Annotated in this window: 14 protein-coding genes; 10 read left to right on the top strand and 4 right to left on the bottom strand. The window is 70.3% G+C overall.

The genetic code is table 11. The features are described from left to right. Positions 1-41 precede the first annotated feature (41 nt). The 8 genes from ACWFRB_RS18535 to ACWFRB_RS18500 all read left to right on the top strand — a co-directional run bounded on the left by ACWFRB_RS18535 (position 42) and on the right by ACWFRB_RS18500 (position 8,657). Positions 42-716, top strand: coding sequence for an ATP-binding protein (locus ACWFRB_RS18535; protein ID WP_452642605.1), 675 nt, complete (start codon positions 42-44; stop codon positions 714-716). After that, entirely contained in the window at positions 641-2,641 is a 2,001-nt protein-coding gene (locus ACWFRB_RS18530; protein WP_452642603.1) for a LuxR C-terminal-related transcriptional regulator, read from the top strand. Before ACWFRB_RS18535 ends, ACWFRB_RS18530 begins: the two co-directional genes overlap by 76 nt. Before the next feature lie 80 nt (positions 2,642-2,721). Next, positions 2,722-3,846, top strand: a complete 1,125-nt coding sequence (locus tag ACWFRB_RS18525) for a hypothetical protein (RefSeq protein ID WP_452642601.1) — start codon at positions 2,722-2,724, stop codon at positions 3,844-3,846. 2 nt (positions 3,847-3,848) lie between these two features. Further along, positions 3,849-4,211, top strand: a complete 363-nt coding sequence (locus ACWFRB_RS18520; RefSeq protein WP_097210077.1) for a hypothetical protein — start codon at positions 3,849-3,851, stop codon at positions 4,209-4,211. Continuing rightward, positions 4,208-4,822, top strand: coding sequence for a hypothetical protein (locus tag ACWFRB_RS18515; protein WP_452642599.1), 615 nt, complete (start codon positions 4,208-4,210; stop codon positions 4,820-4,822). The genes ACWFRB_RS18520 and ACWFRB_RS18515 overlap by 4 nt, the downstream gene beginning before the upstream one ends. After that, on the top strand, positions 4,819-6,675 hold the full coding sequence (locus ACWFRB_RS18510) for a metallophosphoesterase family protein (protein WP_452642598.1): 1,857 nt from the start codon (positions 4,819-4,821) through the stop codon (positions 6,673-6,675). Before ACWFRB_RS18515 ends, ACWFRB_RS18510 begins: the two co-directional genes overlap by 4 nt. Then, positions 6,672-8,237, top strand: a complete 1,566-nt coding sequence (locus ACWFRB_RS18505; RefSeq protein WP_452642596.1) for a GMC family oxidoreductase — start codon at positions 6,672-6,674, stop codon at positions 8,235-8,237. The genes ACWFRB_RS18510 and ACWFRB_RS18505 overlap by 4 nt, the downstream gene beginning before the upstream one ends. A gap of 114 nt (positions 8,238-8,351) precedes the next feature. Then, positions 8,352-8,657 (top strand): hypothetical protein, encoded by a 306-nt coding sequence (locus ACWFRB_RS18500; RefSeq protein ID WP_452642593.1) that lies wholly within the window; start codon positions 8,352-8,354, stop codon positions 8,655-8,657. An 18-nt stretch (positions 8,658-8,675) separates the two neighbouring features. On the opposite strand, the gene ACWFRB_RS18495 is transcribed toward ACWFRB_RS18500, so the two are convergent. Continuing rightward, a complete protein-coding gene (locus ACWFRB_RS18495) occupies positions 8,676-10,019 on the bottom strand; it encodes a TIGR03118 family protein (protein ID WP_452642591.1) in 1,344 nt (447 codons plus the stop codon). Positions 10,020-10,224: 205 nt separating this feature from the next. On the opposite strand from ACWFRB_RS18495, the gene ACWFRB_RS18490 reads away from it, so the two are divergent. Further along, a complete protein-coding gene (locus tag ACWFRB_RS18490; RefSeq protein WP_077040487.1) occupies positions 10,225-11,514 on the top strand; it encodes an adenylosuccinate synthase in 1,290 nt (429 codons plus the stop codon). Between the two features lie 19 nt (positions 11,515-11,533). Here the strand turns inward: ACWFRB_RS18490 and ACWFRB_RS18485 are convergent, their stop codons facing one another. Continuing rightward, the gene (locus ACWFRB_RS18485) at positions 11,534-13,213 is read right to left on the bottom strand and encodes a tyrosinase family protein (RefSeq protein ID WP_452642589.1); all 1,680 of its coding nucleotides are present in this window, start codon (positions 13,211-13,213) and stop codon (positions 11,534-11,536) included. Positions 13,214-13,582: 369 nt separating this feature from the next. Here ACWFRB_RS18485 and ACWFRB_RS18480 point away from each other — a divergent pair, with 369 nt between their 5' ends. Then, on the top strand, positions 13,583-13,762 hold the full coding sequence (locus ACWFRB_RS18480) for a hypothetical protein (RefSeq protein ID WP_452642587.1): 180 nt from the start codon (positions 13,583-13,585) through the stop codon (positions 13,760-13,762). Between the two features lie 28 nt (positions 13,763-13,790). On the opposite strand, the gene ACWFRB_RS18475 is transcribed toward ACWFRB_RS18480, so the two are convergent. Beyond that, a complete protein-coding gene (locus tag ACWFRB_RS18475; RefSeq protein ID WP_452642586.1) occupies positions 13,791-14,336 on the bottom strand; it encodes a methylated-DNA--[protein]-cysteine S-methyltransferase in 546 nt (181 codons plus the stop codon). Between the two features lie 94 nt (positions 14,337-14,430). Then, a complete protein-coding gene (locus tag ACWFRB_RS18470) occupies positions 14,431-14,664 on the bottom strand; it encodes a hypothetical protein (RefSeq protein ID WP_452642584.1) in 234 nt (77 codons plus the stop codon). Positions 14,665-14,676 lie beyond the last annotated feature (12 nt).

Here is a 14,676-nt window from a genome sequence, read left to right as displayed (position 1 = left end):
CTGAGTAACGGCATTTCAGCGCCAGAGCTTAGAATTTCGCAATGGTCTTCGCGTGGCCCACGGTGAATCGGGACGACGAGCTCCGCACCGTGGTGTCCACGTTGCGCAGTCGGCGGGGCCCGTGGGGTGCCGTGCTCACCGGGGACGCAGGGGTAGGCAAGACCACCATGGCCAGGGCGGCCGTCGGGGCCTTCGCCGGTGAACGGCGTTGGGCCGCGGGCACGGAGTCGGCGCGCGCGGTTCCGCTCGGGGCGTTTGCCCACCTCGTCGGCGTGTCGAGCCCGATGGACGCGGCCTCGGTGCTGCGCGCGGCAAGGGAGCATCTCGTCGCCGACAGCGCCGACATCGTGATCGGTGTCGACGACGCACACCTGCTCGACCGGCTGTCCGCCACGTTCGTGCACCAGCTCGCCGTCAACCGGATCGCACCCCTCGTGGTCACCGTCCGGACCGGGGAGCCGGTGCCGGACGCGATCACCGCCCTGTGGAAGGACAACCTGCTCACCCGCGTTGAGCTGCCCCCGTTCACGCGGGCGGAGGCGGTCTCGCTGGTCGAGACGGTGCTCGGCGGGCCGCTCGAGGAGTCGAGCGCCAACCGGATCTTCGTGATGTCGGAGGGCATCCGCTGTTCCTGCGGCACGTGGTGGAGGGCGCGCTGGAGGCAGGCACGCTGCGCGAGGTCGCCGGGGTGTGGCAGCTCCGCGGCGAGACCGTGATCAGCCCACACCTGAGCACTCTGATCGAGTCGCGAATCGATCACCTGGACCCCGAGCTGCGGCACGTGCTGGAACTGCTGGCGTTTCAGGAGCCGCTCTCGCTCGAGGTGCTCTCGAAGCTCAGTGCCCCTGAGACGGTCGAGGCGGCGGAGAACGCGGGCCTGGTGCGGGTGCGCCGCCGCGACGACTCCGGGCTGACGGTGAAGCTCGCGCACCCGCTGTACGGCGAGGTGGTGCGCGCAGGCACCGGCATTCTCGCCGCGCGGCGGCTGCGCGGTGAGATGGCGCGTCAGATCGCGGATCATCCGCCTGCACACGTGAGCGACCGGATCCGGTTGGCCGCCCTCGCGCTGGACAGCGACTCGCCCCCGGAGGCCGAGCTGCTGATCTCCGCGGCCCGCGACGCGCTCACGCTCGGCGAACTGGTCCTCGGTGAGCGGCTCGCGCGCGGGGCGATGGCGATGGGCGCCGGGTTCGCGGCGGCCCTTCCGCTCGCCCACTCGCTCGCCTGGCAGGGACGCGGCACCGAGGCCGAGGCCGTGCTCGGCCCGATCGACACCACCTCGCTCGGCGAGTTCGACCTGCTCCTGTGGTGCCTGCCCCGTTCGGCGAACCTGTTCTGGATGCTCGGCAGGCCCGACGAGGCCGCCTCGGTGATGGCCGCGGTGCGTGCCAGGCTCACGCATCCGGCAGCGGTGAACCTGCTGGATGCGCTCGAGGCGATGTTCGCCGTGTACGCCGCGCAACCCGCGGCGGCGACGGTGAGCATCTACGACGTGATCGACTCGCCCGTCGCGCTGCCGCTCGCGAAGGCATGGGCGGGCGCGAGTGGTGCCCTGGCCACCGCCTACCTGGGCCGGTTCGACGAGGTCCCCTCGTTCGCCGAGCGCGGGCTGGCGGCGGCGGCGGAGTCCGAGACCGGGCTGCTGCGCTTCACCATCGGGCTCGGCCAGGTGTACACGCACACGATGTCGGGCGAGCTGGCCGCGGCGGAGGAGCTCGCGCGGCACTATGTCGACTTCGCCGAGATGCAGCAGCCGGGCCGCTCGCTCGGTGGCGTGCTGCTCGGCCGGGTGCTGTTCGTCAAGGGTGCGCTGGCCGCGGCGGAGACCGAATTCCGCCAGGCGGCAGCGGTTCTCGAGGGCACCGGCTACTCGTGGGCCTTCCTGTCCGCGGCGTTCCTTTGTCAGTCCCTCGCCGCGCTCGGCCGGGCCGCAGACGCCCGCGAGGAGTTGGTGCGCGCCGAGCGCCTGTTCGGCGCGAACACCGAGGTGTTCCGGTCCGACCTGGAGCTGACCAGGGCGTGGGTCGCGGCAAGCGAGTCGGACACCAGGCGCGCGATCGCCCATGCCAGGGCGGGCGCCGACGCCGCGGCCGGGTCGGAACTGCTCGCGCAGGAGGGGATGTGCCTGTACCTGGCCACCCGGTTCGGGGACGCGACCACCGCGCCGCGCCTGACGGAGATCGCGGACCGGGTCCCCAGCCCCCTCCTCAGGGCCGCCGCCGCCCACGCGAGGGCGTTGGCGGGCGGCGACGGGGATGCACTGGACACCATCGCCGGGAAGGTGGAGGAGGCGGGCGCCCTGCTCGCGGCCGCTGACGCGGCGGCGCAGGCGGCGGCAGCGCACGCGAGCGCAGGCAACCGTCGCGCCGAACTCGCCTCGACGGCCAATGCCAAGCGGCTCGCCGATCTGTGCGGGGCCACGACGCCCGCTCTCGCGGTGGTCGCGAAGCCGCTGCCGCTGACCGAGCGGGAGCGGGAGGTCGCGTCGATGGTGGCGCTCGGCCTGTCCAACAAGGAGATCGCGGATCGCCTCGTGGTCTCCGTCCGCACGGTCGAGGGCCACATCTACCGTTCGTGCACCAAGCTGAACGTCGCGGACCGGGCCGCGCTGGCGGACGCGGTCCGGGTGGGAAGCAGGTAGCCGACTACGCGCGCCGTAACCGGGCAGAGGCGACACAATGGAAGGGACAACAACCGCCCCTTCCGATGAACGGAGCCGCAATGCGGCGATCCCAGCGCAGAAGGCTCGATCCTGCGCGTCTCGACGGTGCCGCCTTCGCGCCGCCCGGCCCCCTGCAGTCCGTGTCGCGACAGGCCCGGTTCGAGACCGTCCCCTTCCACACCACGGAGGAGGAGTCGCGCGAGCTCAACCTCAAGCACCTGCTGCCGGGGTCGACCGCCCCTGGCGAGGGGCCGGTGCTGTTGATCGGTGGCACCAGCGTCCGCGCCGACATCTTCTCGCCGCCGACGGAGGACACGCTGCCGGAGTTCCTCGCCCGCGCCGGCTACGACGTGTGGATCCTCAACTGGCGGGCCAGCATCGACTTCGCCCCCAGCGAGTACCACCTCGACGACGCGGCCGTGTACGACCACCCCGCCGCGGTGCGGACGGTACTGGAGCGGACCGGAGCCGAGACCCTCAAGGCGGTGGTGCACTGCCAGGGCTCGACCAGCTTCATGATGTCCATCGTCTCCGGCCTGTTGCCGGAAGTGACCACGGTGGTGAGCAATTCGGTGGCACTGCACCCGCAGCTGACCTCCCTGTCGTTCCTGAAGCTGCCACTCGCCGTCGCCACCTTCGGCAAGGTGATGCCCTACTTCAATCCGCAGTGGGGTCTGCACGCGCCGGGGTTCTGGCCCAAGGTGTTCGACTGGGCGGTGCGGGCGACGCATCACGAATGCAACAACGCGGTGTGCAAGCACAGCAGCTTCACCTACGGCAGTGCCTTCCCGACGCTGTGGTCGCACGAGAACCTGGACGAGGCGACCCACGAGTGGATCAAGGGCGAGTTCGGGTTCGTCCCGGTCACCTTCTTCGCGCAGATGGCCGAGTGCGCCGCCGCAGGCCACCTGGTGACGATGGGCAACTACCCGGATGTGCTGCCGAGCGACCTGTTCGCGCAGAATCCGCAGACCGATGCCCGGTTCGCCTTCATGACCGGCGACCAGAACAACACCTTCCTGCCCTCGGGAATGGCGAAGACCTTCGACTACTTCGAGCAAATCGAGCCGGGGCGCCACGTGTTCCAGCAGATGCACGGGTACGGGCATCTCGACGTGTTCCTCGGCAAGCACGCCGCGCGGGACGTCTTCCCCTTCATCCTCGACGAACTGAACAGGGGCTGACGATGCCGCGTTCGCTGCTGTGGAGCCACCTGCTGCTGTTGCTCTGCGCCTCGCTGCTCATGGGGGCTGGACTGGCCGCCGAACTCTCCGACGAGGCCACCGGTCCGCGGCCGCTGCCGGACGGCTGGTTCCTCGCGCTCTGGCTGATCGCGTTGCTTACCGGTTTGCTGATGATGGGCACGGAATGGCTGAGCGGCCTCGGCTGGCCGTCGCGGGTGGCGGTGGTCGCAGGGGTGGCCGCGACGGCCATCGCGTACAAAACCGACTCGCTCAGCTCCGTCGCAGTGGTCCTGTGGTTCGTCCAGTGGGCGGCGGTGGCGTACTGGTTCTACCGGCTCGCCTTCGACGCAAGGGCGGACCGGTGAGCGGGCAGTCGGGGAGGCCCGTCGCCGGGATCCGGTTCGGGGAGACGATGACCGGGCAGATCACGCTCGGCGAGACGGACGCGAGGTCGGGGTATCGCAATCCGGGCGCGTTCGGTGTCGTGGTGCGCGGGACCATCCACATCGAGGACCTCGGCGCCTTCCTCGACGACCCGCGCCACGAGGCGCGGCTGTCCGGCGAGGTCGACATCCCTTCGCTCGGTGGCCGATTCGAGTCCGACTCGGGGCGCTTCGGACTGTTCACCCCGACGGAGCAGGCGCGGATGACGCACATGGTCTACGAGTTCGGTGTGGACATCGATGGGGTCAGGCATTGGTTCCGGGGCCACAAGGAGATCCGGGTCGCGGGTCCGTGGCGGTTGTGGCCCGCCACCACCACGCTGTTGGTGACCCTGCACGAGGGGGATCGCGAGGGCCCGGTGGTGGCGGCGGGGATGCTGCGGCTGCGCCTGACGGCCTTCACGGCGTTGCTCGGCTCGCTGACCGTGACCGGTGGCGTGTCGATGTGGCGCCGCTGGGCGGCCGCGGCGCGTTTCGTCGCGTTCTTCGCGGGCGGACTGATCTCCACCTACCTGCTGCGGCGGCGCGCATGACCGTGCCGTATCGGATGGACGCCGGGCGGCTCACGATCAGCCCGCAGCGCAAGGTGGGCTGGTTCGAGGCCCGGCAACTCGTCGCCCTCGGCGCGCGGGCCGTCGCGGCGTCCGTGATCGGTTCGATGAGCGGGCGCCGCGAGATCATGGCCGCGCTCGAGGCAGAACCGGCGTTCTGTGCGGATTGCACGGGTGCGGAAGAGATCTGGCTGGACTACATGGCGGACACCGGCGACGGTTGGAACGCCACCGCCTCCGTCGCCTGGCTGCTCGGCCGGGACGGACTGGTCGTCGCGGAGCCGGGTGTGCCGGTACCGCAGCGGGTGCCGGACGACTGTCGGACCGAGGGGCTGCCGACCGCTGATCCCGGGCATACCGTGCTGCCCGCGGGCGAGGTGCTGCTGCTGGGGGGTGACCAGGTCTATCCCGCGGGATCGCGTCAGGAGTACCAGCACCGGCTGGTCGACCCGATGCGCAGCGCCCGGATCGCGCAGCCGCGGGGACGCAGGCTCTTCGCCATCCCCGGGAACCACGACTGGTACGACGGCCTCACCAGTTTCATCCGGCAGTTCTGTCAATCACCCGACGGCAGAACCTGGTTCGGGGCATGGGAGGCGCAGCAGCGGCGCAGTTACTACGCGCTGCAGCTGCCGCACCGATGGTGGGTCTGGGGCGTGGACACCGCCCTGGAGGACGACCTCGACCCCCCTCAGTACGACTACTTCCGGGCCCGCGCGCAGCAACTGGAGCCCGGCGACCGGGTGATCCTCTGCGTCCCGAACCCGACCTGGATAGACGACGCCGCGGCCGGAACTCCCGGCGGCCGAGTGGATTCCGCGACCGCCACGAAGCTCGACGTCATCATGGACCTGGCCCGCAGACCCGATCGCGACATCGAGGTGCCGCTGGTCCTCAGCGGCGACCACCACCACTACGTGCGCCACCACGGCACCGTGGGGGAGCAGGAACGCCACTACATCGTGTGCGGCGGGGGCGGCGCCTTCACCCAGGGCACGATCGGCACCCCGGTCGACGTGTCCATGTCGGACGGGCTCTCCTACGTCGGCTCGGCCCGATTGCAGACGGCCTTCCCGACGGAACAGCAGTCCGTTCGGCTGCGACGCGGGGTGTTGGGCTTCCCGGCCTCGAACGTCTTCTTCACCGCCGTGCTCACCGTGCTGTCCGGGTTCGCCGCGATGCTGCTGGGAGCGGGCGGCGGCAGCACGGGGATCCTGGGCGGCGTTCTCGGCACCCTGCAGGGATTCGGTCCGGCCGCGGTGTGCCTCGCCATCGTCGCCGCGTTCTCGGCGTTCGCGGTCAGCGGTCGCGCACCCGGCATGCCCTCGGCCGCCGCGGGTGCGGTCGGCGGGGCGCACGCGCTGCTCCTGCTGGCGGGCGGATTCCTGCTGGTGCGGGCGGTACTGCGGGCAGGCCTGGACTGGTGGCTCAGCGTTCCGATCTCGTTGGCCGCGCTCTACCTGTACTGCGGCACGCTCTTCGGTCTGTACCTGTTCCTGACCCACAAGTTGCTGGGCATGCACAATCTGGAGGTCTATTCCGCGCAGGGCATCGAGGGCTACAAGTCCTTCCTCCGGATTCACATCTCCGCGCAGGGGCTGCGTGTCTATCCGATCGGCCTGCGCGCACCATCGACCGGCTGGGTGGCGGCGCCGGGCGTGGAGTCCCGCGACGACCCGGCACCCCGGGGTCGGTTCCGCCGGACCGGGTCGGTGAGCCTTGACCTCCCGGACGGCTGTCAGCGGGTCATCGACCCCGTCGAACCGCTGCGCCCGCACCTGATCGAGGTGCCGTTCCTGATCCCCAACGGCACCGTGCCGGACGGCTCGCCGTGATCTACGACGTGGTGGTCGTTGGCAGCGGGTTCGGCGGCGCGGTCGCGGCGTGCAGGCTCGCGGCGGCGGGGCGCAGCGTGCTGGTGCTCGAGCGGGGCAGGCGATGGGAGCCGGAGGACTATCCGCGCAGGCCAGGCGACGCGTGGCTGTTCGATCCCCGCGCCCCGCATCGGCGCAACGGCTGGCTGGAGCTGCGGTTCCTTGATCAGATGGTCGTCGCGCAGGGCGCGGGGGTCGGCGGGGGATCGCTGATCTACGCGAACGTGTGCATCGATGCCCAGCCGGAGGCATTCGCCTCCGGCTGGCCGTCCGCGATCACGGCCGAGGAGATGGCGCCGTACTACCGCGACGTCGCCGAGATGCTGACCCCGATGGAGATCCCCGCGGGCCAGCACACCGCCCGCCTCGAGCTGATGCGGCGGGCCGCGGACGCCATCGGGGAGGGCGAGCGCTTTCAGAAGGTGCCCCTGGCGATCCGGTTCGACCCGAGCTTCACGCCGGCGCCCGCCGAGACACCCGAGTACGAGAGGTCGGTCGCGGCGCCCAACGCCCATGGCCGCGAGCAGGGCACCTGCGTGCACTGCGGCAGCTGCGACGTCGGGTGTCCCACGCGGGCGAAGAACACCCTCGACCTGAACTACCTCGCGGCGGCGGAGGACTCCGGTGCCGTCATCGCGCCGCTGTCCCTTGCGCGGTATCTCTCGCGGGAGGACGAGGGCTGGCAGGTGCATTTCGATCACCTGGACGGCGGTCGCCGCAGGCCGGATTCGGTGACGGCGCGCCGGGTGATCCTCGCCGCCGGGTCGCTCGGGTCGACGGAACTGTTGCTGCGCTCGCGCGACGAGCACCGGACGCTGGCGGACCTGCCGCGGGCACTCGGCCGCGGGTGGAGCTCGAACGGAGACTTCCTCACCCCAGCCGGGTACGGCCGCACGTCGGTGGCGCCGACCTCCGGTCCCACGATCACCTCGGCCATCGACTTCCTCGACGGTGCGCGCGGCGGGCGGTACTTCGTGGAGGACGGTGGGATCCCGAACCTGCTGCGGAACTGTTTCGAGCAGCGGCTGCGCGACGGGGTCGGCTCACCGTTGCGTCGTCGCATGTGGCTGCGCCTGTCGCGGGCAAGCGAGTTCGACTCGGTGATGCCGTGGTTCGGCCAGTCGGTCGACGCGGCGGACGGTTCCTTCTACCTCGGTCGCGGCCGGGTGCGGCCGTGGCGGCGGGTGGTGAAGCTGGACTGGAATCCGCACCGGTCCGAGACGGCGATCGGGGCCATGGCCGAGATGCACGCGCTGCTGACCGAGGCGACCGGGGGCAAGCCCAACCCGTTGCTCACCTGGAAGCGATTCCGGGCCCTGGTGACGCCACACCCGCTGGGCGGATGCAACATGGCGGCCGCGCCCGCGGCGGGGGTCGTCGATCACGCGTGCCGGGTGTTCGGGCAGGACGGGCTCTACGTCATGGACGGCGCGGTGATACCGCGGGCGATCGGGAGGAACCCGTCGAAGACCATCGCCGCGGTCGCGGAACGCGCGGTCGCCCTGCTGCTCGCGGAGGACTGATCGCGGGGCCGACGGGCGCGTAGTCGACTACTGGTGCCGTTGTCGGTGTGGGGTGTCACGATGGAGTCAGCGCGAACGATAGACATGTGGGACGGATGAACCGAGGTGACTCCGATGACATGCATGACCGTCAGGGTCGTCAATACGACCAACGAGGAACTGTTGCTCGACGAGGGGCCACCGAGCCCTGTGCAGCCGCCGCCTCCGCAGCGGATCGGTCCACACGCGACCGGCGAGTTCCGGACGGACACGGACCTGTGTTACCTGCTCGGCGGCGACCCGGACCGGGCGATCTTCATGCAGCTCAGCGGTGCCGTCTGGGCGCCGCCCACCTCATCGATCCGGGCCGCCGCAGGCCCTTCCGCGCTCGAGGTCGAGGTCAGCACCGCACCGTGGGTGCACGCGCCGCACCTCGCGTGACCGGTCGCGCCGCTGGGTTCAGTTCGCCGCGCGCAGCGCGCCGAACAGGCCGTCCTTCTCCTCCTCGGGACCGGCGGTGAAGTACAGCGCGTCGGCGTCGCCGAGGCTTTCGCCGTTCCCGAACAGCAGGCCCCACAGTCCCTCCACCGCCAGCGGCTCACCCGCGCCGTCGCGGAGGTAGTCGACGAAGTCTCCTGTGGCGTCGTCGAAGGCGAGGATGCGTCCGGCCCCGGCGAAGTTGCCGACAAGCAGCTTCCCGGCGAGTGCACCGAACTCGGCGGGGGCGAGGGCGACGCCCCAGGGGGCGTTGAGGCGGCCCTGGTCGTCGAGCACCCGGACGAGGGTGCCCGTGGCGTCGAATTCGGCGACCTTCCCGCGGTCCGGCCTGTCCTGGGCGGCGGCTTCCTGTTCTGCGTCGAGGGAGTCCTCCTCGCCGGCATCGAATGACGTGGCCGGGCCGCCGTCGGGGGCCTTGGTGATGGCGTAGGTGACGAACACGCGGTCACCGACGGTGGTGATGTTGAAGGGGGCTGGGTCGCCGGGGCGGGCCTTGTTCCCGCGGTCGGGGTTCGCGGGGTCGAGGGGGTCGCCGGTGGCGAAGGGGTTCGAGAAGCCCTGGGTGGGGACGGGTTGCCAGTTCTTGTCGAACTGCCGGATCTGTGGGGCGGCGCCGAAGTCGGCGGCCCAGAGGGCGTCGCCTCCGCCGGGTTCGAGGGCGATGCCGAAGAAGTTCATGCCCTCGGCCGTGCCGTCGAACATGTCCTCGGCGGGACCGTTGTGGCGGACGATCTGTCCGTCGGTGCCCTGTTCGGTCCATCCGGAGATGTGGCCGGAGTCGGTGGCGAACAGGAAGCGCGCGGATCCGGTGAGCAGCTGCTGCTGTCCGTCCACCTGGACCGGTTGGTCGGTGACGACGAACGTGTCCGAGGTGATGGGTGCGGGGTTGAAGATGACGCCGGTGGTCTTGCCGATGCCCGCGTCGGAGGTGTCGGAGTCGGCGCCGGGGACGGTGACCTCTTGCAGTCCGTCCTGGTGCAGCTGGCGCATGGCGGGATCGGGGGAGGCGGTGACGTCGCCGACGAACTCGTAGGAGGTGCCGCCCGCGCCGACCCAGAAGTGGCCACCTGCGCCCTTCGGGCGGATGGCCACGCCCCATGCGTTGACCATGTCGGGCAGGGTGAACGGCGCTGAGTAGGTCTCGCCGGTGGCGGCGAGGTTGGTCTGGGTGTAGCGGTTGCCCGGCAGCGCCTCGACGGCGTCCGGCGCAGGCGAGGAGGACGATGCGCACCCGCCGGTCAGCGTCAGGGTGGCCGCGAGGGCGAGGCCCCACCTCGCGCCGGTTTCGATCCGATGCACGGTCATCCCTTGGCCCTTCCAGGCGTGGGCAACAACGTTGATTAGCCTTGCCTCACCAAGGCCGGTTGTCAACGAAATCCGGGTTCTGGTGACGTGGTGGGCAGCTGCGTCGGTCGGCTGGACTAAACTGTCCTTTCGGCCACTGTCCATGGACGGCTGGCCTCTGCGCTGCGACATGCACAGATGCCCGTCAACCGTAGGAGTCAACGTCATGCCGGCAATCGTCCTGATCGGAGCCCAGTGGGGCGACGAGGGCAAGGGCAAAGCTACCGATCTACTGGGCGGACGCCTGCAGTGGGTGGTGCGCTACCAGGGCGGTAACAACGCGGGTCACACCGTCGTCCTGCCGAACGGCGACAAGTTCGCACTGCACCTGATCCCGTCGGGCATCCTGACCCCCGGCGTCACCAACGTGATCGGCAACGGCGTCGTGGTCGACCCGGGCGTGCTGCTGACCGAGCTCGCGGGCCTCGAGGAGCGCAACGTCGACACCAGTCGGCTGCTGCTCTCGGCCGATGCGCACCTGATCATGCCGTACCACGTGGCCATCGACAAGGTGACCGAACGCTTCTTGGGAGCCAAGAAGATCGGCACGACCGGCCGCGGAATCGGGCCCTGCTACCAGGACAAGATCGCCCGTGTCGGCGTGCGCGTCGCGGATGTCCTGGACGAGAAGATCCTCACCCAGAAGGTCGAGGCGGCCCTGGAGTACAAGAACCAGGTCCTGGTCAAGATCTACAACCGCAAGGCGCTCGACGCGCAGCAGGTCGTCGACGAGGTGCTCGGCCAGGCCGAGGGTTTCAAGCACCGGATCGCCGACACCCGGCTGCAGCTGAACCAGGCGCTCGAGGCGGGCGAGACCGTGCTGCTCGAGGGGTCGCAGGGCACGCTGCTCGACGTCGACCACGGCACCTACCCGTATGTGACCTCGTCCAACCCCACTTCCGGTGGTGCGGCGGTCGGTTCGGGTATCGGGCCCACCAAGATCACCACGGTCCTCGGCATCCTCAAGGCGTACACCACCCGCGTCGGCTCGGGCCCGTTCCCGACCGAGCTGTTCGACAACCACGGCGAGTACCTGGCCAAGCAGGGCGGCGAGGTCGGCGTCACCACCGGTCGTGCGCGGCGCACCGGCTGGTTCGATGCCGTGATCGCCCGTTACGCCACGCGCGTCAACGGCATCACCGACTACTTCCTCACCAAGCTGGACGTGCTGAGCAGCCTGGACACGGTGCCGATCTGTGTCGCCTACGAGATCGACGGCGTGCGATACGAGGAAATGCCGATGTCGCAGACCGAGGTTCACCACGCCAAGCCGATCTACGAGGAGATGCCGGGCTGGTGGGAGGACATCTCGCACGCCCGCACCTTCGAGGAGCTGCCGGTGAACGCGCAGAACTACGTGCTGCGGCTCGAGGAGCTCTCGGGCGCCTACATCTCCTGCATCGGTGTCGGCCCCGGCCGGGACGAGACCATCGTCCGCCGCGAGGTCCTCAGGTAGGACCCCGGGTCAGGGCGCATCAGCCGACGAAGAGGCCGATGCGCCCGATCCGTAGCGGCAGAGTGGTTTTCGTGGGAAGGCCGGACTCCACGGCGCCCGCGTGCGCCCTCGTGGTGGGCCGCACCGGCTGAACCGTCACCGTCAACGCCGCCGGGTCCCACCGGTAGGCGGACGCCAGTGCCTGCACCAGGGCGGTGATGTCGAAGGTGAAGCCCAGCCGCCCGTCGGCGTCCACGCCGAACAGCGAGAAGGTCCCGGCGAGGTGATGCTCGGGCTTGCCGTCGACATCGGCGTCGGGCAGGTTCATGTACACGTGGTACACGCACCCCGGGTTCCGTTGTGCCGCAAGGCCGTCGATCGTCAGCAGCACCGCGCCGAAGCCGGCCGCGGCCGCGGTGTCCGGGGCGTGCTCGACCACCTGGAGGCTGCTCGGCGAGACCTCGAGCCCGACGGTGGTTCGTCCGGTCAGCTCGGTCGGTCCGGGAGACGACGCGACGAGGGTGGTATTCGGCGCGACCGGAACCACCCGCTGCGGTCGGACCGGGAGCTGGGCCTGGTCGTCGTAGCGGTATCCGAGTCGATCGACGTGGTCGAGCACGTCGCGAACCGGGCAGTCGACGGGCCGGCCGGCGGCGTCGAAGAACCGGAACTCGGCGTCGAGCCAGTCCCCATCGGTCGGATTCGCGTGGCGCTCGAGCCACTGTACCCACAGCCGGTCGAGATTCGCGTGGTGCAGCCAGAAGATCGGGTCGCGGGGGGCGGCGTCGGCGTTGCTCATCAGCGCGCCGAGTTCGTCGCCCGGATCGCCGCCGATGGCCGCGTGCACCGCGCCGTGCGGGATGTTCTCCAGCTGACCGGAGAAACCGGTGCGCATGGTGCCGGAGAACGACGGCTGCCACATGGCGGTGAACGAGGACGTGATGGTGGGGCTCAACGGATCCCCCGCCATGAGGGCGGCATTGCGTAGCGGGGCGGCGAGCGCCAGCGGATTGGGTGCGCCGTCAGGGAGGTCGAGCCCGGTGTCCCGAAACGGGTAGGGGAGCGTGCTCTGCGGCTCCGGGTTGCCGTAGTTCCAGTAGGGCAGCGCGAAATCGGCCGGCCCGCCGTTGTCGATGACGGCCGCACACAGGATCTGCTCGAAGAAGTACAGGTACATCCGGTGCCACGGGAGGAAGAACCGGTTGCCGTCGTGGCTGTCGTGCGCATCGGCGAAGGTGGCGCGATAGGCGCGGTACAGGTTCGTCTGGAACTCCCAGCTGGTGGGGTCGTCGGCGGGGCGTGCCTGCATGGTGCACACCGCCTGCGCGTAGGCGAGCAGGGTCTGGTCCCAACCGCGCCCGGTGCTCAGCCGCCACACGTTGCGCCGGACCCGTGCCGCCGACCTTGCCGGTGGGTTCTCGAAGGTGGCCTGCACCTGGTCCAGCCCGAGCACCGCCCGCGGCCCGAGCTCGCCGGTCGCCGCCGCGGCGGGCGTCCCCAGCTCGCTGATCTGGAACCGGCGCACCGCCGCCTCGGTCTCGCCGCCGTAGGCCTTGTCGATGCCGTGCACGGGCAGGCTGTGCGGGTCCCAGGACAGCAGGGCGGTCTGGACCTTCCCCACCGCGTCGCCTGCGTCGTTCCTGGTCCGCGACATGGTGTCGAGGCCCGCGGCGATGGCGGCGAGCACGCCATCCCCCTGGAACAGTGCGGAAACGATCATTGAGCGGGCCCCCCGGACGGTTCGGACAACGAAACTGACTCGATCCTGATTCTTCGGTGAATCGTCCTCACAGTCGCGGGTAGTGCACTACCTGTTCCGCGGGCGATCCTGTCCGAGTACCCGTCCGCTGTGGATTAGGGTCGCGGAGACGTCGGTCACCACGCCCGCGCCGGAGCCCGGTCGTCCCGCCGGCACCAAGACCTATGTCGTGGAGCCGGGCGGCAGCCTGTCGGATGTGGCGTTGCGCTTCGGCGGCGATGTCGGAGAGATCCTGCGACTCAACGGTTTCCCGAGCCCCCGCCGCCCGCCGTCGAGGACGTCACCTGCGGGCAGTTCGCCATCGGCCCGACCCCGTTCAACCTGGTCGCGGTGAGCACCCCCGCGGGCCGGGTGGGTTGCGGAGAGGCGTTCACCGTCATGGAGGAGTTCATCGCGATGCCGGGCGCGCCGGGGCAGGCCGAGAACATCAGGGGATGGGACTGCCACCCGCGCGAGAACAACTTCCCCGAGTGCACCAGGGACGGTCTGATGATGTTCGGCGCGACGTAGGCGGTGCCGGGGCCGGTCGCCCTTCCGATCAGAACAGCGTCGGCTCGTCGAAGCCGGGGGCGCGCTCGATCGTCAGCAGCGCCCGCTTGGTGACCGCGCCGCCGTGCGCGGAGAAGCCACCGGTCTTCCCGCCCGCGGCGAGCACCCGGTGGCAGGGGACCAGGATCGGAATCGGGTTGCGCCCCAACGCCTGACCCACGGCCTGGGCGGCGTCGGGGCTGCCGATCCTGGCGGCGACCTCCCCGTAGGTGAGTGTCGCCCCCGGCTCGATCGCCCTGGTCACCGCGTAGACCCGGCTGTCGAAATCCGGCACCGAGCGCAGGTCGAGTTGCACGTCGGTGAGGGGATCGGGTTCACCCGTCAGCAGCGACACGACCCCGTCGATCGCGCGTCGGGCCGCTGGGCTCGAGTCCGGATCCCCCTCGGCGGCGTCGGGGAAGAGCTGAGCGTTCCGCTCGAGGGTCAGCTCGTCCGAGCCCTCGGGCAACTGAAAGCCCACGATCCCGTGCTCTCCCCACACCACCGCGCACCGGCCGACCGGGGTGTCGAAGAGGGCGAATTCGAGTGAGCGCACGGGTCCAGTATGCGTCAGCTTTTCACGGGACCGGCGAAAGCCACCCGCAAGGGAAGGTCCAGTTTGGGTCAACTGGACTGGTTCGCTGCGGGGGTCAGTTGTGGGGCGCACCATTGCCGGCCGGGACGGTCTCGTGTCGGGACTGCGCGGCCTGCAGATCGCGGTGGGCGCGCTCTGCATCGCGCCCCTCCGGCAGGAGCCCGGCCAGCGGTGCGGCGGGGCGGAACTGGTCGAGGTGGAAGATTCGTGCGCCGTTCGACCGGCGCGCCGCGACGAACAGGCCCGCGGAGCCGAGGGTCAGGATGGTGAGGATCAGTGCTGCGAACATGTCCCCATCGTG

The sequence above is a fragment of the Rhodococcus sp. NPDC055112 genome, from assembly GCF_053607505.1.
This window is presented reverse-complemented; position numbering and strand designations above follow the sequence as displayed.